This is a genomic window from Streptomyces lunaelactis (genome assembly GCF_003054555.1).
GTDB lineage: Bacteria > Actinomycetota > Actinomycetes > Streptomycetales > Streptomycetaceae > Streptomyces > Streptomyces lunaelactis.
Map to the genome: position 1 here is coordinate 4119829 of NZ_CP026304.1, position 20747 is coordinate 4140575.

General features: G+C 70.5%; 23 protein-coding genes, 2 tRNA genes and 1 riboswitch. Of the genes, 9 read left to right on the forward strand and 16 right to left on the reverse strand.

Annotated features, from left to right (window positions below; all coding sequences use genetic code 11):
• Positions 1 to 33 precede the first annotated feature (33 nt).
• Complete coding sequence (locus tag SLUN_RS18735; RefSeq protein ID WP_108149676.1) at positions 34 to 1368, forward strand: PrsW family intramembrane metalloprotease; 1335 nt, start codon at positions 34 to 36, stop codon at positions 1366 to 1368.
• Between the two features lie 91 nt (positions 1369 to 1459).
• Here the strand turns inward: SLUN_RS18735 and SLUN_RS18740 are convergent, their stop codons facing one another.
• From SLUN_RS18740 to SLUN_RS18765, 6 genes are all read right to left on the reverse strand, one after another.
• Complete coding sequence (locus SLUN_RS18740; RefSeq protein WP_108149678.1) at positions 1460 to 2512, reverse strand: M23 family metallopeptidase; 1053 nt, start codon at positions 2510 to 2512, stop codon at positions 1460 to 1462.
• Positions 2513 to 2523: 11 nt separating this feature from the next.
• Positions 2524 to 2679: riboswitch (cyclic di-AMP (ydaO/yuaA leader) on the reverse strand.
• 340 nt (positions 2680 to 3019) lie between these two features.
• Positions 3020 to 4105: a PP2C family protein-serine/threonine phosphatase gene (locus SLUN_RS18745; protein ID WP_108154825.1), complete on the reverse strand. Its 1086-nt coding sequence runs from the start codon at positions 4103 to 4105 to the stop codon at positions 3020 to 3022.
• A 264-nt stretch (positions 4106 to 4369) separates the two neighbouring features.
• Positions 4370 to 4443 (reverse strand) — tRNA-Met (locus SLUN_RS18750).
• A 110-nt stretch (positions 4444 to 4553) separates the two neighbouring features.
• The gene (locus SLUN_RS18755) at positions 4554 to 5303 is read right to left on the reverse strand and encodes a MerR family transcriptional regulator (protein WP_108149680.1); all 750 of its coding nucleotides are present in this window, start codon (positions 5301 to 5303) and stop codon (positions 4554 to 4556) included.
• Positions 5304 to 5363: 60 nt separating this feature from the next.
• Positions 5364 to 6596, reverse strand: coding sequence for an RNA polymerase sigma factor (locus tag SLUN_RS18760; protein ID WP_108149682.1), 1233 nt, complete (start codon positions 6594 to 6596; stop codon positions 5364 to 5366).
• Complete coding sequence (locus tag SLUN_RS18765) at positions 6593 to 7006, reverse strand: YciI family protein (protein ID WP_108149684.1); 414 nt, start codon at positions 7004 to 7006, stop codon at positions 6593 to 6595. The genes SLUN_RS18760 and SLUN_RS18765 overlap by 4 nt, the downstream gene beginning before the upstream one ends.
• Before the next feature lie 219 nt (positions 7007 to 7225).
• On the opposite strand from SLUN_RS18765, the gene SLUN_RS18770 reads away from it, so the two are divergent.
• Genes SLUN_RS18770 through SLUN_RS18785 form a run of 4 tightly spaced genes read left to right on the forward strand, consistent with a single transcriptional unit; the run spans position 7226 to position 10194 of the window.
• Positions 7226 to 8002 (forward strand): response regulator transcription factor, encoded by a 777-nt coding sequence (locus SLUN_RS18770; RefSeq protein WP_108149686.1) that lies wholly within the window; start codon positions 7226 to 7228, stop codon positions 8000 to 8002.
• On the forward strand, positions 7999 to 9501 hold the full coding sequence (locus SLUN_RS18775; protein ID WP_108149688.1) for a sensor histidine kinase: 1503 nt from the start codon (positions 7999 to 8001) through the stop codon (positions 9499 to 9501). Before SLUN_RS18770 ends, SLUN_RS18775 begins: the two co-directional genes overlap by 4 nt.
• Before the next feature lie 55 nt (positions 9502 to 9556).
• Entirely contained in the window at positions 9557 to 9982 is a 426-nt protein-coding gene (locus SLUN_RS18780) for a hypothetical protein (protein ID WP_108149690.1), read from the forward strand.
• Positions 9979 to 10194 carry a hypothetical protein gene (locus tag SLUN_RS18785; RefSeq protein ID WP_108149692.1) on the forward strand — a complete coding sequence of 72 codons (216 nt, stop codon included), beginning with the start codon at positions 9979 to 9981 and terminating at the stop codon, positions 10192 to 10194. The genes SLUN_RS18780 and SLUN_RS18785 overlap by 4 nt, the downstream gene beginning before the upstream one ends.
• Before the next feature lie 309 nt (positions 10195 to 10503).
• Here the strand turns inward: SLUN_RS18785 and SLUN_RS18790 are convergent, their stop codons facing one another.
• Positions 10504 to 10821, reverse strand: a complete 318-nt coding sequence (locus SLUN_RS18790; protein ID WP_108149694.1) for a 4a-hydroxytetrahydrobiopterin dehydratase — start codon at positions 10819 to 10821, stop codon at positions 10504 to 10506.
• 1 nt (position 10822) lies between these two features.
• Positions 10823 to 12067 (reverse strand): NsdA family TPR-like regulatory protein, encoded by a 1245-nt coding sequence (locus SLUN_RS18795; RefSeq protein ID WP_108154826.1) that lies wholly within the window; start codon positions 12065 to 12067, stop codon positions 10823 to 10825.
• A 102-nt stretch (positions 12068 to 12169) separates the two neighbouring features.
• Here SLUN_RS18795 and SLUN_RS18800 point away from each other — a divergent pair, with 102 nt between their 5' ends.
• The 4 genes from SLUN_RS18800 to SLUN_RS18815 all read left to right on the forward strand — a co-directional run bounded on the left by SLUN_RS18800 (position 12170) and on the right by SLUN_RS18815 (position 13771).
• Positions 12170 to 12613, forward strand: a complete 444-nt coding sequence (locus SLUN_RS18800; protein WP_159100286.1) for a recombinase family protein — start codon at positions 12170 to 12172, stop codon at positions 12611 to 12613.
• Positions 12614 to 12701: 88 nt separating this feature from the next.
• On the forward strand, positions 12702 to 13037 hold the full coding sequence (locus SLUN_RS18805) for a DUF397 domain-containing protein (protein ID WP_108149698.1): 336 nt from the start codon (positions 12702 to 12704) through the stop codon (positions 13035 to 13037).
• A gap of 2 nt (positions 13038 to 13039) precedes the next feature.
• A complete protein-coding gene (locus SLUN_RS18810; protein ID WP_108149700.1) occupies positions 13040 to 13228 on the forward strand; it encodes a hypothetical protein in 189 nt (62 codons plus the stop codon).
• 216 nt (positions 13229 to 13444) lie between these two features.
• Positions 13445 to 13771: a GYD domain-containing protein gene (locus SLUN_RS18815; protein ID WP_108154827.1), complete on the forward strand. Its 327-nt coding sequence runs from the start codon at positions 13445 to 13447 to the stop codon at positions 13769 to 13771.
• Between the two features lie 275 nt (positions 13772 to 14046).
• On the opposite strand, the gene SLUN_RS18820 is transcribed toward SLUN_RS18815, so the two are convergent.
• The 8 genes from SLUN_RS18820 to SLUN_RS18855 all read right to left on the reverse strand — a co-directional run bounded on the left by SLUN_RS18820 (position 14047) and on the right by SLUN_RS18855 (position 20739).
• A complete protein-coding gene (locus SLUN_RS18820) occupies positions 14047 to 14424 on the reverse strand; it encodes a VOC family protein (protein WP_159100287.1) in 378 nt (125 codons plus the stop codon).
• A gap of 339 nt (positions 14425 to 14763) precedes the next feature.
• Positions 14764 to 15279 (reverse strand): hypothetical protein, encoded by a 516-nt coding sequence (locus SLUN_RS18825; protein ID WP_108149704.1) that lies wholly within the window; start codon positions 15277 to 15279, stop codon positions 14764 to 14766.
• Positions 15280 to 15685: 406 nt separating this feature from the next.
• A tRNA-Lys gene (locus tag SLUN_RS18830) sits at positions 15686 to 15758 on the reverse strand.
• A gap of 77 nt (positions 15759 to 15835) precedes the next feature.
• Positions 15836 to 15997, reverse strand: coding sequence for a hypothetical protein (locus SLUN_RS39490; protein ID WP_159100288.1), 162 nt, complete (start codon positions 15995 to 15997; stop codon positions 15836 to 15838).
• Between the two features lie 284 nt (positions 15998 to 16281).
• Positions 16282 to 18618: a DEAD/DEAH box helicase gene (locus SLUN_RS18835; RefSeq protein WP_175314050.1), complete on the reverse strand. Its 2337-nt coding sequence runs from the start codon at positions 18616 to 18618 to the stop codon at positions 16282 to 16284.
• A gap of 917 nt (positions 18619 to 19535) precedes the next feature.
• On the reverse strand, positions 19536 to 19898 hold the full coding sequence (locus SLUN_RS18845; protein ID WP_108154829.1) for a fluoride efflux transporter FluC: 363 nt from the start codon (positions 19896 to 19898) through the stop codon (positions 19536 to 19538).
• A complete protein-coding gene (gene crcB, locus SLUN_RS18850) occupies positions 19895 to 20392 on the reverse strand; it encodes a fluoride efflux transporter CrcB (protein ID WP_108149707.1) in 498 nt (165 codons plus the stop codon). The genes SLUN_RS18845 and crcB overlap by 4 nt, the downstream gene beginning before the upstream one ends.
• Positions 20389 to 20739 carry a metallopeptidase family protein gene (locus SLUN_RS18855; RefSeq protein WP_179955314.1) on the reverse strand — a complete coding sequence of 117 codons (351 nt, stop codon included), beginning with the start codon at positions 20737 to 20739 and terminating at the stop codon, positions 20389 to 20391. Before SLUN_RS18855 ends, crcB begins: the two co-directional genes overlap by 4 nt.
• Positions 20740 to 20747 lie beyond the last annotated feature (8 nt).

Sequence of the window (20747 nt, forward strand, 5' to 3'; positions counted from 1 at the left end):
CCAGTTGTCAGTGGCCCTCGTTAGGGTCAATAGGTGTCCGAGTCGCCCCCGCAGCACCCCCCACCGCATCCGGCGGTCCCGGCGTTCGAGCGGCAGCCGCTGTTCGACGCCGTGCCGGAGCGTTCCCGGTGGCGCTACAAGCCCCGCCGCGTCTCCCGGCTCTGGCAGAGCAAGGCCGTACGGGCCGGGGCGCTGATCACCCTCCTCGCCCTCTCCGGCCTGGTGATCCTCGCGCTCGTACGCGAACAGACCGGCACCCAGGGCTTCCTGGTCGGCCTCGCCCTCGCGACCCTGCCCGTCCCGCTGCTCGCGGCGGCCTTCCGCTGGCTGGACCGGGTCGAGCCGGGACCCTGGCGGAATCTGCTCTTCGCCTTCGCCTGGGGCGCCTTCGCCGCCGCCCTCGTCGCGATCATCGCGAACTCCTTCGCGACCCGCTGGATAGCCACCGCCACCGCGGACCCGGCGAGCGCGGACACCCTCGGCGCGACGGTGATAGCCCCGATCGTCGAGGAGAGCGCGAAGGCCGCCGCGGTGCTGCTCATCTTCCTCTTCCGCAGACGGGACTTCACCGGGATCGTCGACGGTGTGGTCGTGGCGGGCTTCACCGCGACCGGCTTCGCCTTCACCGAGAACATCCTCTACCTGGGCACCGCCTTCGGTGAGGACCAGGAGATAGGCGCATCGGGGCTCGCCTCGGTGACCGCGGCGACCTTCTTCGTACGGGTCGTGATGTCGCCGTTCGCGCATCCGCTGTTCACCGTGCTCACCGGCATCGGCTTCGGGATCGCGGCACTCGCCACACAGCGCCAGAAGATCCGCCGGGTCGCCCTGCCCCTGCTCGGCCTCGCCCTCGCGATGGGCATGCACGCCCTGTGGAACGGCTCGGCGTCGCTCTTGGGCCCCTTCGGCTTCTACGGCGTGTACGGGGCGTTCATGGTCCCCGTCTTCGGACTGCTGACCTGGCTGACGATCTGGACCAGGCAGCGCGAGCTGCGCACGATATCCGCCGAGCTGCCCGCGTACGCCGCGGCCGGCTGGCTGACGGCCGCCGAGCCGCGCGCGCTGTCCTCGATGCGGGCACGCACGATGGCGCGCGACGTCGCCCGGCGGATGCACGGCCCGGCCGCGGCGCACGCCGTGTCGGAGTACGAGACGTTTGCGACGTCCCTGGCCTTTCTGCGCCACCGGGCCCACCGCGGCGCGGCGGGCCCGGACTTCGTGGAGCGCGAGCAGGAGCTGCTGCACCATCTGTGGCAGCGCAAGGAGGTGGCCGCGCCCGCGCTGACGTACGCGGCACGGGCGACGGGCCGGGTGCCGGTGCCGCCGCCGCACCGCGACTACGGCGGCTACAACCCGTACCGCAGCTAGGGTCTTTCGTTTTGGTCAGGCCGGGCGGCAACGCGCGGCGCCCCTCGCACCGTTCGGTGCGAGGGGCGCCGTAAGAAGAACCGAGAAGAGCTCAGACCGTGAGGCCCTTGTCCCGCAGCCAGGTCATCGGGTCGATGCCCGTGCCGCCCGATGTGTGGACCTCGAGGTGCAGGTGCGCGCCCGTGACATTGCCCGTCGCGCCGACGCGGCCGATCGTCTCGCCCGTCGTCACCTTCTGCCCGACGCTGACCGAGATCGACGACTGGTGGGCGTACCAGACCTCCGTACCGTCCTCGAGCTCCAGGACCGTGCGGTAGCCGTACGAACCCGACCAGCCCGCCGCCGTGACGGTGCCCGTGTGCACCGCCTTGAGGGGCGTGCCCGTCGGGGCGGCGAAGTCCAGGCCGGTGTGCTGGCCCGAGGCCCACAGGGAGCCGGACTGGCCGAAGGTGGAGGTGATCGTGTACGAGGAGGTGGGGAGCGCGTAGCTCTTCGCCAGCTGCGCGAGCCGCTCGGCCTCCGCCTTGGCCTCCGCCGCCGCCTCGGCCGCCTGCTTCGCGGCCTCGGCCTTCGCCTCCGCCGCCGTCTGCTGCCTCTTCGCCTCCGCCGCGGCCTGGTCGGCGGCGAGCTTCTCCGCCGCGGCCTTCTCCTCGGCGGCCGCCTCGGACTGCTGCTGCTCGGCCTGCTGGAGGATCCGGGCGCGCAGGGCCTCCCCCGCGCCGGCCTCCTGGTCCACGCCGGTCCCGCCGGAACCGGTGTCCGAGGCCAGGGACATCGCCGTGAGCGGCGAGGCGTTCCCCGGCTCCTCGTCGGAGGAGTCGTCGGACATCAAGGAGCCGACGCCCGGCAGGGACTTGGCGTCGGGCAGGTTGTCCGCGATCGAGTCGGGAAGCGATATGGAGACCGGTGGCTTGTCCTGCGCGGTGGCCATGCCACCCGCGCCGACCGCCGCGATCACACCGACGCCCAGCACAGTGGAGCTGCGGGCGAGTCCGCCGCGCTGCTTCATCACACGGTGCCGACCGCGCACCGGACGGACGGAGTCCTCGGTGGGGTTCCATTCCTCCCATGCCCGCTCCGCCACCTCGTCACCGAAGTAGTCAGAATGCAGAGGGGCTACTGGGGCAGGGTTGTTGGACGCCACGGAGGCGTACTCCTTTCCTTCCTTCTCGCCTACCGGGTTAGCTGACGGGTTCGGAGCAGGAAGGTCTCCTACGGGCGCTTCAACCGCGAAAAAAGCGGCAAAAGGTGCCCGATTCACCCCAATTGGTGGTTCCCCGGTTCCCTTGCGGAATTCGGCGCGTGCGCACGGTGCCGTCTCTTGCGACGACTGGGACGACCGCGCTGCGTTATCGAACGTTAATAGACACCAGGGCCGGATTCCAAGCTGTTCCGACTGATCATTAACAACATCGGCCGGGACTTACCGGGACACATGCAGGCGGAGCCGGACGACTTGATCGCCCCTCAGGTCACTTCACACTTCTGACGGTGCATCAAATGTTATGCGGAGGGGTGTCCTTCGATTACACACGGTGCGCGACCAGATTCTGTCCGGTTGATCAGGCGGATGAGGGAGCGGCCCGCCGACGAGCGCGCGGTGGCCTTCACCGGCCCGCACGGCCGAGCATTCAGCGGCTGACCCGACCGCTCACTCGCTCTCCTCGCCCTTCACCACGGGTACGGTCCTGCGGCGGTCCGGCTGCCCCTCGGCGGGGCGGCTGACCGCCAGCAGCGCCATGTCGTCGGTGGAGCCGCCGCCCGTATGCCTGCGTACGTCGTCGACGATCGCGTCCAGCAGTTCCTCGGGCCCCGGAAAGAGCCGCCCGGCGAGCCGTTCGCCCGGGTCGTAGAAGACGCCGCGGCGGTCGCGCGCCTCGGACACACCGTCCGTGTACAGGAGCAGCGTGGCCCCGGCGGGCAGCGGATACTCCCCCGCCCGGTCCGGCCACTCCCCCAGACCCATCCCCAGGGGCAGCGCGGCCTTGGCCGGCCGCAGGCTGTCCAGGCCCCCGTCGGCGTACAGCACCAGCGGCTCCGGATGCCCGCGGTTCACCAGCCGCACCACACTGCGGGCGCGCGGGATCTCGCCGAGTACGGCGGTGGTGAACCCCTCGACGGATTCCAGACCTGCCCGCCGCTCGCCCTCGCGCGCCAGCGCCCGCTCCAGGCGCCCGGCGACCCCTTCGAGCGAGCTCTCCTGCTCGGCGGCCTCCCGGAACGCCCCGATGACGATGGCCACCGACTCGACCGCCTCCATGCCCTTGCCCCGGACGTCGCCCACGATGAGGCGTACGCCGTACGGAGTGTCCTGTACGGCGAAGAGGTCACCGCCGATGAACGCGTCCGCCTGCGCCGCCTCGTACCGCGCGGCGACCTGCAGCCCGCCGATCCGGTCCGCGGGAGTGGGCAGCACGGCCCGCTGCGCGGTCTCGGCGATGACGCGGGCGGAGGCCAGCCGCTCCCCACCGAGCCGTACGACCCGGTTGATGAGCACCGCGAGCCCGGCGACGGTGACGACGGTGCCCACCTCCGTGCTGGAGGTGACATTGCCCAGGGTGCGGTTGTAAAGCTCAAGACCGACCGCGGCGGCGATTGCCGCGACGCCGGTCAGCACGGTGTTGAGCAGGGAGAAGAACGGTGCGGCGATCAACGGTGCGGCCGCGAGGAGCGGCGAGGCGGTGAACCCGGCCGGCGTCGCGAGATCGAAGACAACACCGCCGATGATCATCATCATGGGCAGGACGCGGACAAGGCGATTGGCGTTGCCGCCGCCGTCCTGCTCTCGGTGCACCACCAGTGATCTCCTGCCTGGTCCACCCACAGCCGCGGACGGTACCGCGCTCTTCCCAGGCTGGCCGCAGCCGCGCCGGGCGGCGACTCACCGTCGGCCAACCGGGCGACGACCTCATGGGGCCTCAGGTCCTGTCCGGCCGATCTCGCCGGGCCGGGTACGACACTGGCCCGGCACTCTGATCGAGTGCCGGGCCAGTGTCTTCAGTAGCGGGGACAGGATTTGAACCTGCGACCTCTGGGTTATGAGCCCAGCGAGCTACCGAGCTGCTCCACCCCGCGCCGTTGAATGCAACCTTACGCCATCCGGAGCAAGATCAACTCCACCCTGCGAAGGGGGCCCGAGGCAGGCAGCTCACTGCCGGGAACGGCCGGGTCCGCCCGCGGGGCCGTCACCCGTCCGTGAGGTGCCGCTCCCCGTACACCTTCATCGCGTCCCGGACGAAGGCAGCGGTCCCCTCACCGTGCCGGTCGTAGTTGACGGTGAAGCGGGGGTCCGCGACGTACATCTCGCCGAGCCCGGTGAAGTACGACCTGGTCGGCGTGACCGTGATCGACAGCCACTCGTACTGCCGCCGCGTGATCGCCTGTACCTCGTCGCTGCCGGCCGCCTTCCCGTCCTTCAGCGCCTGCGCGAAGTCCTGGGCGATGGCGACCTGCTGCTCCTGGAACTCCCGCTTCTGCCGCGCGCTGAGCGAGCGCCACCAGCGGTCGCCCTTCTCGTACGCCTCCCGGCCCCAGCGCTCGGTTACCTCCCGCTCGTACTGCGTGTGATCGAAGCCGTCGAGTACTTCCTCGGCCATGAGCTCCTCCCCTTCCTCGGTCTTGTGGAGAGTGGTCCGCACCGAGGCGATCTGCCGCCCGATGCGTACCCGTTCCTGCTCCAGCAGCGCCAGATGCGTCCTGAGCGCGGCAGCGGTGTCCCGCTGGCCCTCGAGCACCTCGGCGATCGCGGGCAGTGGGAGCCCGAGCTCCCGCAGCAGCAGAATGCGCTGCAGCCGTACGAGCGCGTCCTGGTCGTAGTAGCGGTAGCCGTTGCTGCCCACGCGGCTGGGCTCGAGCAGCCCCAGCTCGCCGTAGTGCCGCAGCGTGCGGCTCGTCGTCCCGGCCCGCCGGGCAATCTCCTGGATCGACCACTCCATGCGCTTCACGTTAAATCTTGACGTTGCGTAAAGGTCAAGCGCCGAATCGGGGGTCCCGGCTCAGGGCAGCAGCCGGGCCGCGCGCATCTGCAGATAGCGCGTCTCGGGGACGCTGAGAGTGCGCTGCGCCGCCAGCCGGTACGCGGCTCGCGCGCCTTCGGTGTCCCCCGCCTTCTCCAGCAGATGCGCGCGTACCGCGTCGAGCCGGTGGTGGCCCGCCAACCGGTCCTCCAGCTTGGCGACTTCGGCCAGCCCGGCCTCAGGACCGTGCACCATGGCGACGGCCACGGCCCGGCCGAGTTCGGCCATCGGCTCGGGGGCACGGCGTACGAGGATGTCGTACAGGGCGAGAATCTGCGGCCAGTCGGTGTCATCGGCGCGAGCCGCCTCGTCGTGCAGCGCCGCGATCGCCGCCTGCAGCTGGTAGGCCCCGGCCGGCCCCTGCGACAGCGCCTCCTCCACCAGGGCGGAGCCCTCCGTGATCGCCTGGGGGTCCCAGCGGCCGCGGTCCTGCTCGTCGAGCGGGATCAGTTCGCCGTGCGGTCCTGTGCGGGCGGCGCTGCGGGCATCGGTGAGCAGCATCAGCGCCAGCAGCCCGGTCACCGCGCCCTCCGTGGGCAGCAGCCGGCGTACGGCCCGGGTCAGCCGGATCGCCTCGCGGGCGAGGTCGGCGCGGTGCAGATCGCGGCCGGAGGTCGCCGTATAGCCCTCGTTGAAGATCAGGTAGAGCACCTGGAGCACGGCCGCGAGCCGCTGGTCACGGTCCTCGGTCACCGGCTGCCGGAAGGGCACGCCCTTGACCTTCTGCTTGGCCCTGCTGATGCGCTGCGCCATGGTCGCCTCGGGGACCAGGTGCGCGCGGGCGATCTCGGCCGTGGTCAGACCCCCGACGGCCCGCAGGGTGAGAGCGATCTGCGCGGCGGCGGTCAGCTCGGGGTGACAGCACAGAAAGAGCAGGGTGAGGGTGTCGTCCTCGGACGGGGCGCGGCTCTCACCGGGTGCGGGCGCCGTGAAGGCGTCGCGAGGCGTGAGCTGTGCGACGGTCTCCTCCCGCCTCCGCCGCGCCTCGTCGCTGCGCAGCGCCTCCGTGAGCCGCCGGGACGCGACCTTGATCAGCCACCCGCGCGGATTGTCCGGCAGACCCTGCTCCGGCCACTGCTGCGCGGCCGCGAGCAGTGCTTCCTGTACGGAGTCCTCGGCCAGATCGAAGTGCCCGTACCGGCGCACCAGCGCACCGAGGACCTGCGGCGCGTGGGAGCGCAGCAGGTCCTCGACGCCGGTCGGACGTCTCACACATCGCCTCCGCTGTCCAGAATGGGCCGGATGATCACCGGGTAGTCCGGGGTCCCTTCGGGAACCGGGCACAGCGCGACGCGCGCGGCGATCTCGGTCACCCGGTCCAGGCTCTCGCAGTCGAGCACCCAGTACCCGGCGAGGAGCTCCTTGGTCTCGCTGTACGGACCGTCCGTGATCACGGGCCGTCCGTCCTTGCCGGCACCGACGAACCGGGTCTGGGCGGGCTCGGCAAGACCGTTCCCGTCCACGAGCTCACCGGACTCGGACAGGTCGTTGTTGACCGCGCCCATGAAGGCGAACATCGCCTGCAGATCCTTCTCGCTCCAGGCCGGGGCGTTGGCGGACGCCTCGCCGCGCATCGCTTCGTAGTCGGCCTGCGTGCCCTGGATCATCACCAGATACTTCATGATTCGCTCCCTCGGATGCGTCGCCGCCCCTTGTGGGCAACTCTCACAGGGGACGTCGCGGCCGATGACGGATTCTCGACACGTCGCGGAAGATTCTTTCGGAACCACTCCTCGGAACCACGCCTTGGAACCACTCCGGGGGAGCGGGCGTCGGGACCACTCGGGGACGCATGCGCCGGGACCGATCGGCGGCGTGGCATCAGGGAGGGAGGGGCACGAATGGACGGTGGTACCGGCCGGGGCCGGGTCCTGGTGGTCGACGACGACTCGGCGATCCGGCGTTCGCTGGAGCGAGGACTGCGGCTGGCCGGCTTTGCGGTGGCCCTGGCCGAGGGGGGACGGCCCGCCCTGGCCCACGTACGGCAGCAGCCGACCGATGTCGTCGTACTGGACATTTCCATGCCGGACCTGGACGGCATCCAGGTGTGCCGGACGCTGCGCGACGACGGCAACGACGTGCCCGTGCTGATGCTGTCCGCGCTGGATGAGACGGCGGACCGGATCGCCGGACTGCAGGCAGGTGGCGACGACTACCTGGTCAAACCGTTCGCGTTGCAGGAGCTGGTGCTGCGGCTCGAGGCGCTGCTGCGCCGGCGACCGCCCAGGGACACGGACGTGGTCCGCATCGGCCCGCTGGTGCTGGACCCGGCGGCCCGGGAAGCACGGCTCGGCGACGAGCTGCTGCCGCTGACCCGGCGGGAGTTCGAGCTGCTCGAGGTCCTCGCGCGCAATGCGGGGATCGTGCTCACCAGGGACCAGCTGCTCGACCGGGTCTGGGGGTACGACTTCGAGGTGCGCACCGATGCCGTCGACACCTTCGTCAGCTATCTGCGGCGCAAGCTGGAGAGCGGCGGGCGGGCACGGATCATCCACACCGTACGGGGAGTTGGCTTCGTTCTGCGTTACGAGGGCGGCGACCGCGACGAGGACCGCAGCCGCGGCGGGGGCGAGGGCCGCGATGCGGGCCGCGACCGCGATGGGAGCCCGAGCACGTGAAACTCTCAACCCGCATCGCACTCGCCGTCGGTATCACCGTGCCGGTACTGGTACTGGCGGCCGGATGGCTGCTGCTCCAGCTGGTCGCCCGTGACCTGCACGCGGAACAGGACACCCATCTGCGGGAGCGCGCGACGCTGGCCGCCGCCGATGCCCGCCGACTGCTGCGGGTCACCGCCGCCGACCGGCCGGCCGCTGTCGAGCAGGCCCGTGAGCGGCAGTTGTACGCCTCGGCCCTGGATGTCGGCATCCGGCTGACCGGCCCGCAGGGCACCGTCTCGGGAGGCCCGCAGCCCGCGTCATCCCTGCCGCTCCCGGCCAGTGCGCCCAAGCCGGTCACCATCGAGGAGGGAAGCAGGAGCTGGCGGGTCCTGTCGGTCCGGGTACGGGGATCACGGCCGGGTGTCGAGGGCACCCTGTGGCTGTTCTCCCCCGATACGGGAAGCCAGGACCAACTCACCCTCGTACGAAGGCGCGTGGTGATGGTGGCGCTGCTGGCCGCCCCGGTGGCCGGCCTGCTGGGCCTGGCCGTCGCCTCAAGGGCGAGCCGCCCGCTGCGCAGGCTGCAGCAGCGCACCAGCGGCCTCGACCCGAGGGCCGACACGGCACGGCTCGACCACGCGCCGACCGGGGTCACCGAAGTGGACGACCTGGCCCGGACCCTGCAGACGGTGCTCGCCCGCTACGACGAACAGGCCGCCAGAACCACCGGCGCGCTGGCCACCGCCCGCTCCTTCGCGGCCTCGGCGGCCCATGAACTGCGCACCCCGCTGATGAGCATGCAGACGAACCTGGAGATCCTCACCGAGCACCCCGGCCTCGCGTCGTCGGACCGTACGGAGGTCCTGGACGATCTGCGCAGCGAACACACCCGGCTGCTGGGCCTGTTGGTGATGCTGCGGGAGCTCGGCCGGGGCGACCTGGTCGAGGCCGACGCGTTCGGCCCGGTGGACCTCGCGGAGGTGATCGACGCCTCGGTCTCCGACGCGCGGCGCAGGCATCCCACGGCGGAGATGGGCGTGCCGCAGGTCATGCCGCGCCTGAACGTCTACGGATGGGAGCCGGGCGTACGGACGATCGTCGACAACCTCCTGGCCAACGCCCTGCTCCACGGCAGGAGCGGCGACGGGCGGGCCCGTATCGACGTGGGCCTGCGCGCGGGTGGCCACGCCACGCGGCCGGTCGCGGTCCTGACGGTGGACGACCGGGGGCCCGGCATCCCACAGGCTCGGCGCGACGCGGTCTTCCACCGCTTCCACCGCGGCCCGGCCAGCCCCGGTTCCGGCCTCGGCCTCACCCTGGTCGCCCAGCAGGCGGCCCTGCACAGGGGGCACGTCCGCGCGCTGGACCGGCCCGGGGGCGAGGGCACCCGTATCGAGGTCCGCCTCCCCCTCCGAGGAGAGACCGCACCTGCCGTGCCGCCCCCCTTGCCGGCCGACCGGGACTGGCTGATCGGCACGGCCGAGTACCCACAGGGTTTCCACAAAGACGGCTCCTAACTTCTGGCCACGCGAAGGCACATCGGCCTCGCCCGGCTCCCGGAGGTACACCGCCATGAGGACCGCCAAAAAGACCGCCGCCCTGGCTCTCACGGCCGTCGCCGCGCTGCTCGCCACGACAGGGGCGGCCTCGGCCGACACAGGCACAGGCACAGGCACAGGCACGAGCACACCGGCACCGAAAGCCACACCGACGGGCGACGGCGCGCAGGCGCTGTGCAAGCGGGTCCCGAAGATCGACAAGCGCCTGGAGCGCATCCTGTCCCGACTGGACGGCGACGTGACGGAACGCGGCTCCATCGCCCGGCTGCAGAAGCGGGCCGAGAACGCGAAGAAGGCCGGCCACACCGAGATCGAGACCTACCTCAACGACAAGCTGACCTTCCGCCGCACGCTGGTGCCGACTCTGGAGAAGCGCCAGAAGGACCTGGCCGCGGTGAAGACGTGGTGCGAGGCGAACGCCGGCGGGAGCGAGAAGTGACGCGGCGTCGGCGCGCAGCGGTAGCTGTCGCGGCTGCCGTCCTCGTCGTCGCCGGCCTGACGGGCCTCACGGGCTGCGGTGGAACCGAGGGCTCGGCGACCACAAGCCCGTCGGACGCCGGCACTTCGGACGTCACGGAGATGCAGAAGCTGGTGGATGGCGCGGAGTCGGCCGCGGCAGAGGCCGAATCCGCGGCGGCGGAGGACGACTGAGCCGCCACCGATTCGTCCTCTGCGCCCAAGGCGGCGGAGCATGCACCAAGCGGCCGAACCGTCCAACAACGGCTGTGGCTTGTCCATGGTCCCGCATCCGGCCCCCGGCATACGGTTCGCATCACCGGCCAGCGAGACGCGACCGATCGGAGCCGTCCTTTTCGTGTGCCGCAGGGACAGCGCACCTCAACAGACAGAACAGCGCGACCTGCTGTCCCTCGGCCTCGATCCCAGCCGCCGCCAGTGCCCGTAACGCACTGCGTCCCCTCTCACCTTCGGGTGGGAGGGGACGCATTCGTGCGTCCGGGGTCAGTCGACCGGTGTGGAGAGGTGTGCTGCGGCGATGGCGTCGATGCGTGCGGCCAGGTCGAAGTCGGCAACCGTCAGCTTGTGGCCGGCGTCATGCGTCGTGACGGCGATGCGTAGGTGGTCGATCCTCAAGTCGATGTCCGCGTGGTGCCCGATGCGTCGTTCACGGTCCGCGATGTGCACGATCATCGCGACGCCCGCGTGATAGCGGATCGCGACCGTGCGCACGATCTCATCTCCCGCCCGGGTCCAATCCGGCAGCTCGGCCAGCCTCGCCTCGATCTCCTCGTCGCTCAGCGGCTTCGGTACGCCTGCCACGTCATCCCCTCTCGGTCACAGGTGCCAGCACCTCGGCGAGGTCCCGGCCGACCGGGGCATCGTGCCATGGCCGCATCGCCCGCTCGAGCGTGGCCAACTCCCGAGCCATGCGCGCGGATCGCGTCTCGACCGCGATCTCCGCGGCAATGCGCGCGAGCACCAAGGCGTGGTCTGGTTCCCGCGCTGCAGCCGCCGCGGTGGCATGCCGGGCGAGGTACACCCCGCGGTCCCTACGGGCCGTCTCCGGCACGATCGTCAGCACCTGGGACCACAGCGAGTCCGCCTCGCGGCTGAGGCCGAGCCGCCCGTAGCAGGTGGCCCGCTGCACCTCGAGGTAGCCGGGCGTCCGCCGACAGGCGTTGCCCCACGGGAGGTCGTCGTCGACCCGGCCGAGGAGCCCGTCCGCCTGGTCAAGTAGGTAGTCAACGGCGGAGCGGTCTCCGGTGAGGCTGGCGCCATGGGCCTTCTGCTGCATGGCCATGATGCGGACCTTCGGCAGGATCCGCGGGGTGTCGTCGAGCGCGGCCTCGCACAGGTCGATGACCGCGTGCCCGTCTCCCAAGTCGGTCCTGACCTGCGCCTGGTTGACGAGCGAGTAGCCGATCAGGTGCGGGTCGCGGGAGCGCATCGCTATCTCCTGCGTTACGCCACGCCAGAAGGCAGCGCCGTCCATGTCGCCCGCGTCCTGGTACAGCCAGCCGACGAGCGCCGAGTAGGCGGCGCCGACCCTGAGGAGGCTGCGGCGCGTCTCGCCCTTCGCGGACCGGATCAGTTTGTCGATCAGCTGGTACTGAGCGGACACGGTGCCAATCAGATCGTGGGGGCCGAGGAACATGTCCACCCTGTAGTGGCCTTCGAGTTGCTGCTGAAAGTAGTCGATCAGGGCAGGGTCGACGTGCTGCGGGGCGACGGGCCCGGCGACGAGTGCGGCGGCGGTGACGGAGACAAAAGCCCTGCGTTTCACGTCGTCCTCCTGGTGGTGCTCGGGCCGGATCCAGCCAGGCGGTGTGGTGAAGCCGAGGTCTTCGGGCCAGCGGGCGAGCGCGTCGTGCAGCACGATCGCGGTGTCCTCCGCCGGCCAGCCGGGGCGGCCGCCCTCCCACCGGCGCCATGTCCGCGCGGACACGGTGAACTGGCAGTCGTCGAGGAGCTGTTGCCCGTGCTCCTGAAGTGCTGCGGCGGCGGCCTCGACGGTGCGCCAGCCCTTCCGTAACCGGGCCGCTCTCAATGCGTCGTTGCGGTTCACGCGCCCAGTCTGAGGTGTCATTGCCCGTGTCCTCGGCCATGGCCGCTACGTGGCCGTACCGCGACCTATTTGGGTCCAGACGTGCAAGCCCATCATCCCCATGTGACTACTGGACGTACACAGATCGCGACAGGATCCGACCCTTCGGCCGGCGGCGCGGAGGGCCTGGCCGAGGCACGGCCGCGCGCCTTCATCTACGACCGGCACGCCACGACCTCCACCGTCATCCTGGACATCCGCCTGGACCGGTGCCTCGCCTACGCCAAGTCCCGCGGCTGGGAGCTCGCGGGCATCTGGCTCGACCTCGGCGACCACGCTCTTGGACAGCACCGGCCGCAGTTCGGCGCGCTGTGCGTGGCCATGGACGCGGCCACCGGCCCGATCGTGTGCCTCGTCGACGACTGGGACCGGCTCACCCGCGACGCCTCGCAGAGCTCGGTCATGCGGCACCGGGTCGCGCATACCGGCGGGCATTGCGTGACGGCCGAGGGCGAGAGCGACGAGTCCGCTGAGAAGGAGCGCGCCCGGCTGCGTACACCCCACTGATCCCCGCCCCGGCCGGATCACCTCGCCAGGAATCCCGGCCGGGACGGAGTGCAAGGACAGAGCACATCCACGAGAGAGGACACCACTCATGGGCACACTCAGCAATGGTCGCGGCACGGTCTCGTTCGAGAACTCGCACGCCCCCGGGCTGAACTGGCGCAAGGCAGGGCGGACAGACCTCGACCCGATCCTGAAGGACTGCGTGATTCTGGCCGCAGCGCCGGACGCCGAGGGCCACCCTCACGACAGCATCCCGGACGGCACCCGCATGGTCGCCCTCTCGGACGACAAGGACCCGACCAGCCCCGTCCTGTACTTCAGCCGCGCCGAGATCCGGAAGTTCTTCGAGGGCGTCAGGGACGGCGAGTTCGACGACCTCATGGCAACCGATGCCGAGATGGAGCAGGCCGCCGCGGCCGTCTGACCATGGACGCGAACCAGGTGGCCGCGGCGCACAGGTCCATCCAGCAGTTCCGCCACACCCCGTGCCGGGAATGCCACAGTCGACAGACGGTCCCGCTGCTCTATGAAGGCGCGGTCATCGTCTCGTGCGAGAACTGCGGAGGAGCCACCCCGAAGGGGCGTCTCGCGCAGAGCGCGCCGGCCACCGCCTAGTTCCCCGACCGCCCCGGTCTGTCTGCGTCCCCCGTCGCGGACAGGCCGGGGCTCCTTCATGTCTTGATCGTTTGTACTTCGGCCGAGCGCCGGCCGAGTACCCCTGGGCTGTGGCCGTGCCGGTCATCGTCCCCGGCCGTTCGGGGGATACGCGGGCCCATCCGGCGCGTTTCCCGCCCCGCGGGGCATCCCTTGGTGGAACGAAACGGAGACATGATGCCGCTCTATCTATCGAGGTTCAGCTACACACCGGAGACTTGGGCGAGGCTGATCGTCCACCCCGAGGACCGCGCAAAGGCCGCTCAGTCGTACATCGAGTCCGTCGGCGGGAAGCTCCACGGCTTCTGGTACGCCTTCGGCACGCACGACGGCTACAACCTGTGGGAGGCCCCCGACAACGTGTCCATGGCCGCGGTTGCGCTGGCGATCAGTGCAGGCGGTGCGCTCAGCTCGTTCGAGACGAGTGTTCTCCTGACCGTCGATGAAACCATGGATGCCATGCGCAAAGCCGAACGAGTCCAGTACCGGGCGCCGGGCGCGTAGCGGTCCAGATCACGCCGTACTAGGGGCAGCGCGAGGGCTGCACCACTACGGCCTGGCACGTGAATTAAGAGTTCGAATTCAGACCTGCCGCTCGGTGATGACGAGTGATCAACTCTGGCGTTTTGGCTGGTCACAGGGGCGCTCACCCCCAGCCCGTGTTGATCTCTGCTGCCCTGATTCGGGCTTCCGTTCCCACTGCGTGCCCAACGTGAGCCCAGCGCAGACGCTCCCCCAGCAGGACCAACGCGCTTTCGGCATGCCGCGCCCCGCACTGATCACTCGGGTGGCGTGGCCTCGCCCTGCCAGAAGTTCCACTGGTATCCCCAGGGGTCAGTGATAGTGAAGGTCCGCGGCCCATAGGGCTGGTCCATCGGGGGGGCTACCTCGGTGTCGGCTGCGGCACGAACCTGCTCAAAGTGTGCATCGACGTCGTCGACGTGCACGATGAGAATGGCGTTCTTCCCGTCGTCGCTCATGCCGCCGCCGCTGACCCCGATCTTCGCCGGACCGGCATAGATGTCGGCCTCGAACGTCCGCCCCGAGTCGTCGCGCCAGCGGACCGCGCCGGTAAAACCCAAGACCCGCTCCATCCAGTCCAGCGCGGCATCTGCGTCGTCGTACCGCAGGTAGGGAGAGACGCTTTCGATCGCCATCCGATGCTCCTTCGGGTCTGGGGAAGCGACATCATCATCTGCCCCAGGGCCACGACTGACCAGCCCAGCAGACCTCAGCAACCGCCCGCCGGTAGTTCGCATCGAGAGGCGCAGGCTGGCCGACGACTTGACTCGGACCATGAGACTCCACGGACCTCAGGTCATCGTTAGCGCCTACGTCGCAGGTGCTCAATCGCCGGTATCACCAGTGCGAAGAGCTCTTCTGGGCCGTCTCTGGGCCGTCTTCCGCAGGGTCTTGGTTCTTGACGACCCGATCCACTGCGGCCCGGGTGACCGAGGTTGCCGCCGTGGACCCGCGCTTATCGCTCAGGCGGGCCCTCAGTGCGTTACCGCGACCTTGAGAACCACGACGATCAACCCGAGGAGAAGGTTGATCGCACCGGCGAGCAGCATCAGACGGCGCGAGGCGCCGGCGCGGCTGGCGGCCACGGTTCCCCAGCCGACCTGTCCGGCCAAAGCGACCCCGAGTGCCAGCCATGACGTCCCCTCGATGCCCAGTCCGAAGAGTGGACTGATGGCCACGGCACAGGCCGGTGGGACGGCCGCCTCGATGATCGGGCGCTCTTCTGCGCTCGCGCGGCGGACCTCCCCCCAACTCAAATGGCGCACCATTCGGGCCCCGAAAAGGCCGGAGAAGACGTGCGCGGCCCAGAACACGACACTGGTGCACAGCAGCAGCAGAACGAGTTGCACCCGGGGAAACGAACCGAGCGTTCCGGCGCCGACCACCACCGAGGCGGCAAGCAGCGAGCCGTAGACAGCACCGGTGTAATCGATCTGGGCCGCATTGGCCGCCGAGGTCTCCACGGGACGCTCAGGGGTCCGGCTGTTCATACCTCCAGGGTCGTTGAGCAGACCACGCTCCGCACGGGCGGGAAGCCGTCGGACTGCGCACGGTGGCATCCGGCGCACGGCAGCCGAGCCGGTGCGAACTAAAGGTGGCCGTGCCCTTCCCGTGCCCGTTCGGCCGGGAAACAGCGGGGAACAGCGGTCGCTGGCGGACAACGCGAATGAGAACGGCCCCTGACCAAGTTGGCGCCGCTCCCGGACATCGAGGAGACGTGCCGCCGGCTGAACCGCGGGCAGTCCCTCACGGTCCGCCTCACCGTGGAGTTGGCGACACAGCCGGGCTCACCTCGGGCTCACCTGCGGCCGGAAACACGAAAGCGCCCCGACTGGACAATCCCAGCCTGAGCGCTGAAGTGCAGGTCAACCGTGGTTTTCCCGGTGACTCTGACGGTAGGCCGTGTGGGACTCGAACCCACAACCAACGGATTAAAAGTCCGCTGCTCTGCCAATTGAGCTAACGGCCCTCGGCACAACACCCCCGAGCATAGCCGGACGGGACCGGTGAGCCGATCGGGTATCGGATCACCGGCCCGCCGTGGGCTCAGAAGATCGACTTGTAGTACTGCCAGCCAGTGCCGATCTTCGCCGTGGACCCGAACGACCCCGCCCCGTTCCCGCTGTTGCGCAGCAGATCACCGGCTGCGTTCCGCGAGACCGGATCCGCCCTGCCGTCCCTGTTCAGGTCTCCGACACCGACGAACACGTTGCCCGCCGTCGGCCGCGTAGAGGTACATGTCGCCGGTCGACGCCTGCCGCGCCACCAGATCCGGGCGCCCGTCACCCGTCACGTCCCCGGGCGAGGTCAGCACGTTGAACTGCGCCCAGGCCGCGCCGAGGGAGGTGTACGCAGTTGTCGGCGTCGGCGCCTTCCCGCAGGCGGGCTTGTACGCGCGCAGCACGCCGCCCAGAAAGCGGACAGGGCCCGCACAACACCGAAGTGTCGTACGGGCCCTGTCAGCAGGTCAGGCTCAGTGAGCCGTCAGCCGATCAGCCGTTGCGCTTCCAGCGCGGCTTGTCGTCGCGGCGCCCGAAGGAACCGGTGCTCGTGCCGGTGCCGGTCGTGCCACCGCGGTGGTCGTCGCGGCGGCCGTTCGGGCGGTCGCTGCTGCCCGCGCGGAAGCCGCCCGCGGGGCGGTCGTCACGACGGTCGCGGTTGAACGGACGGTCGCTGCCACGGTGGCCGCCGGTGGGGCGGTCGCCGCCGGAGCGGAAGCCGCCCGAGGAACGGTCGTCACGGTTGAAGCCACCGCGGTCGTTGCCGCGACGGTCGTCACGGTCGTCGCGACGGAAACCACCGGAGGGGCGGTCGTCGCGGCGGAAGCCGCCGGACGGACGGTCGCCGCCGGAGGGACGGTCGCCGCCGGAGCGGAAGCCGCCCGAGGGACGGTCGTCACGACGCTCGAAGGAACGGCCACCACGGTCGTCACGGTCACGGTTGAAACCACCGGACGGACGGTCGTTGTCACGGCGGAAGCCGCCCGACGGACGGTCGTTGTCGCGACGGAAGCCGCCGGACGGACGGTCGTTGTCGCGACGCTCGAAGGAGCGGCCACCACGGTCGCCGCCACGATCGCCGCCACGGTCACGGTTGAAGCCACCGCGGTCGTTGCCACGACGGTCGTCGCGGTCGTCCCGGCGGAAGCCGCCACGGTCGTTGCCGCGACGGTCGAAGTTGCCGCGGTCGTCGCGACGCTCCTCGGCCGGCGCCGGCTGCTCCGGCACCGCGGCGATCTCGGCCTCGGCGGCCTCGGTCACCTCGGCGACAGCCGCCTCCGGGTCCTCGCCACGCTCGCGCGCGGCACGGGCGACCAGGCGGTCGGCCTCCTCGCGGAGCTCCGTGGCGCGGCGCTGCACGCGCTCGAGCTGCCGGCCCAGGTCCTTGAGCTCGCGCTCGGCCTGCTTGGCGGCGTTGTTCGCCGAGTCGGCCTGGACCTCGGTGAGCGAACGGGCGCCGGTGATCTCGGCGACCTCCGGCTCGAAGACACCGGCACCGGCGACGATGTGGCGCGAGGCGTCGACGCCCGCGTCCTCCATCAGACGGAAGATCTGGCGGCGCTGGTGCGGCAGCGACAGCGAGACCACGACACCGGACTTGCCGGCACGGGCGGTACGGCCCGAGCGGTGCAGGTAGTCCTTGTGGTCGCCGGCCGGGTCCACGTTCAGGACCAGGTCGATGCCGTCGACGTGGATACCGCGGGCGGCGACGTCGGTCGCGACGAGCGCGTTGACGTAGCCCTTCTTGAAGTCCTCGAGGACGCGCGTACGGGCGCCCTGCGTCATGCCGCCGTGCAGCGCGTCCGCCTTCACACCCGACTCGACGAGCTGCTCGGCGATACGGTCGGCGCCCAGCTGCGTACGGACGAAGATGATCGTGCGGCCCTTGCGGGCGGCGATCGCGGCCGTGACCGGCGCCTTGTCCTTCGGCTTCACGACGAGCACGTGGTGCGTCATGGTCGTGACGTTGCCCTGGGCGCTGTCGACCTCGTGGCTGACCGGGTCGACGAGGTAGCGGCGCACCAGCGTGCCGATCTCGTTCTCCATGGTGGCGGAGAAGAGCATCCGCTGGCCGCCGGCCGGGATCTGGTCGAAGAGCTCGGTGACCTCGGGCAGGAAGCCCAGGTCCGACATCTGGTCGGCCTCGTCGAGGACGGCGACCTGGACCTTCTCGAGCGAGCAGGCGCCGCGGGTGATGATGTCGCGCAGACGGCCCGGGGTGGCGACGAGGACGTCGACGCCACGCTCGAGCGCGTAGATCTGGTTGCTCATGGACGTACCGCCGCAGACGACCTTCATCTTGAGGCCGAGCACGTCGCCGTACGGCTGGAGCGCGTCCGCGACCTGCATCGCGAGCTCACGGGTCGGCGTGAGGATGATGCCGCGGGGCTTCTTCTTCTCGGTGTGACCACTGGACAGCGTGGCCAGCAGCGGGAGGCCGAAGGAGAGGGTCTTGCCGGAGCCGGTGCGGCCGCGGCCCAGGATGTCCTTGCCGGCCAGGGCGTCCGGGATGGTCGCGGCCTGGATCGGGAAGGGGGAGGTGACGCCGTTCTGCGCGAGCTTGCGGACAACGCCCTCGGGCAGGCCCAGGTCGGCGAATGTGGTCTGGGGCTCGTCGGAAACCTCGGTCTCCACGACCTCGGCCTCGGAGACGGTCACGACCTCCACGACCTCGGTCTCGGAGACGGTCACGGCCTCGGTCTTGGAGACGGTCTCGACGACGGCCTCGGTGTCGACAGCCTCGATGGTCTCGACGGCGGCGGCCGTTACGGCCTCCGCAGCCTCGTCGTTCTCGGGCATGACGGCGTGATCAGTACTGAAATTGGACATGCGAAATGCGAAACCTTCCGGAGTCTCGGCACGCGCCCAAACTCCGTGATTTCGCAATTCGACCGCCTCAATGCGGTCAGCCACGGCTAGGGAGAGTACGCGCCACGCGGCGCTCTTCTGGGTCGGCGCCGGGCGATGGGATCAAACGATCTATAACCATACGCACCCTCCCCCCCAAATGGCAAACCGACCCGAAGTGACCCCCGTTACATGGGTCCCACCTGCGGCGATGCCGTCGGTTCCATAAGCATCCCCTGTCCGTCGGCCACCCGCATCGCCCCTGCGTGCACCTCCGGCGCGGACGATGCGGAGGGCGGATCGGAGGGCTCGCTCGGCTGTGGCGAAGGACTCACCGACGGCGGCTCGGACGGGATCGGCTGCGGGGGCGCCGGCGGCGGTACAGAAGGGGGTGCTCCGCCTCCGTTCGGTGCGGGATCGTGCGGCGGCAGCGGTCGCTGCCCGCCCCGCGGCGGCTGAGCGCTGGGCGACGCGGGGCCGTTCGGACTCGGCGAGGCCTCGTCGCCCCCCTCGGCCTTCGCGTCCGACCCGCCCCGCCCGCTGCCGTGCTGCCCGCTGCCCGGCACCCCGCGCCCGCCGTCCGGCTCGGCCACCGCCCCACGCCGGTCGGTCGACGAACGGGGCGCCGGCTTCCCGCCCTCGTCGTCGCTCACGCTCATGCAGCCTGCCGAGGCCGCGAGGGCCAGCGAAGCGGCGATCCGGACAGCCAACCGGCCGGGGACGGACAAGGGGACGGACGACTGGCGCACGGGGGCCTCCGGGGCACGGGGCGTGGGATCGGACATGGCTTTCGGCGGTGGTCCCACTGCCCAACTCCCCGCGCCCCACAAGGGACACGCACGCGTACGCCCCTGGGTCCTGTCCCGTCGATCAGGCCGGATCAGGGCCCAGGCCGTGGCCTAAGCCACCAGCCCGCGCGCCAACTCCGTGCCCAGGACCACCGATCCGAGCCCGACCAGCAGCGACGCGACCACATTCGCCGCCGCGAGGAAGGTCCAGCCGCGCTCGGCCAGCCGCAGCGTCTCGTACGAGAACGTCGAGTACGTCGTCAGGGCGCCGCACAGGCCCGTCCCCAGGAGTGCGTACGTCGAGGACGACACCGCCGCCCCCGCGACCGCCCCCAGCACCAGGCTCCCGGCCGCGTTGACCACGAACGTCCCCCACGGGAACACCGAGTCGTGGCGCACCTGCACCGCACGGTCCGTCAGATACCGCAGCGGCGCGCCGATCGCCGCACCCACCGCCACCAGCAGCCAGTTCATCGCGCCACCGCCGGCCGGGACACTGCCCACCGGGTCACCGACGCCGCCAGCCACACCGCGCCGAGCGCGCAGGCCGGCGTCCCGCCCGCGTAGGCCATCGCCGTGCCCGCCTCCTCACGCTCCAGCAGCTCCGTGAAGTCCCGCGCGTACGTCGAAAAGGTCGTGAAGCCGCCGAGCACCCCCACCCCGAGGAACGGCCGCACCAGCGGATGCGCCGACCGGCCGTGCTCACTGACCAGCACCATCAGTACGCCGATCAGGGCGCAGCCGACCACGTTGACCCAGAAGGTCGCCCACGGGAACGCGCCCTCGGCGGCGGGCCACAGCAGGGACGCCGCGTACCGGGCCAGGGCGCCGGCCACGCCGCCCACCGAGATCGCCGAGAGCACCCACCACTTGCCACGGCCGGCGGTCTCCGCGCGCTGGCCGGGCACATGCAGATCGACATCCGGATCGATCGCCTCAGCGGGCTCCGGAACGCCGGGCGACGTCATCCGTACCCCAGCGCGTGCAGCCGCTCGTCGTCGATCCCGAAGTGATGGGCGATCTCATGGACCACGGTGATCTCGGTTTCGGCGACGACGTCCTCGCGGGTCTCGCACATCCGCAGCGTCGGTCCGCGGTAGATCGTGATCCGGTCCGGCAGCACGCCCGCGTACCACTCGCCGCGGTCGGTCAGCGGAGTCCCCTCGTAGAGCCCGAGCAGCTCGGGATCGTCGGTGGCCGGTTCGTCCTCCACGAACACCGCCACGTTGTCCATCAGCCGCGTCAGCTCCGGCGGGATCCTGTCCAGCGCCTCAGCGACCAGTTCCTCGAACTCCTCGCGCGTCATCTCCAGCACGTGGCCAT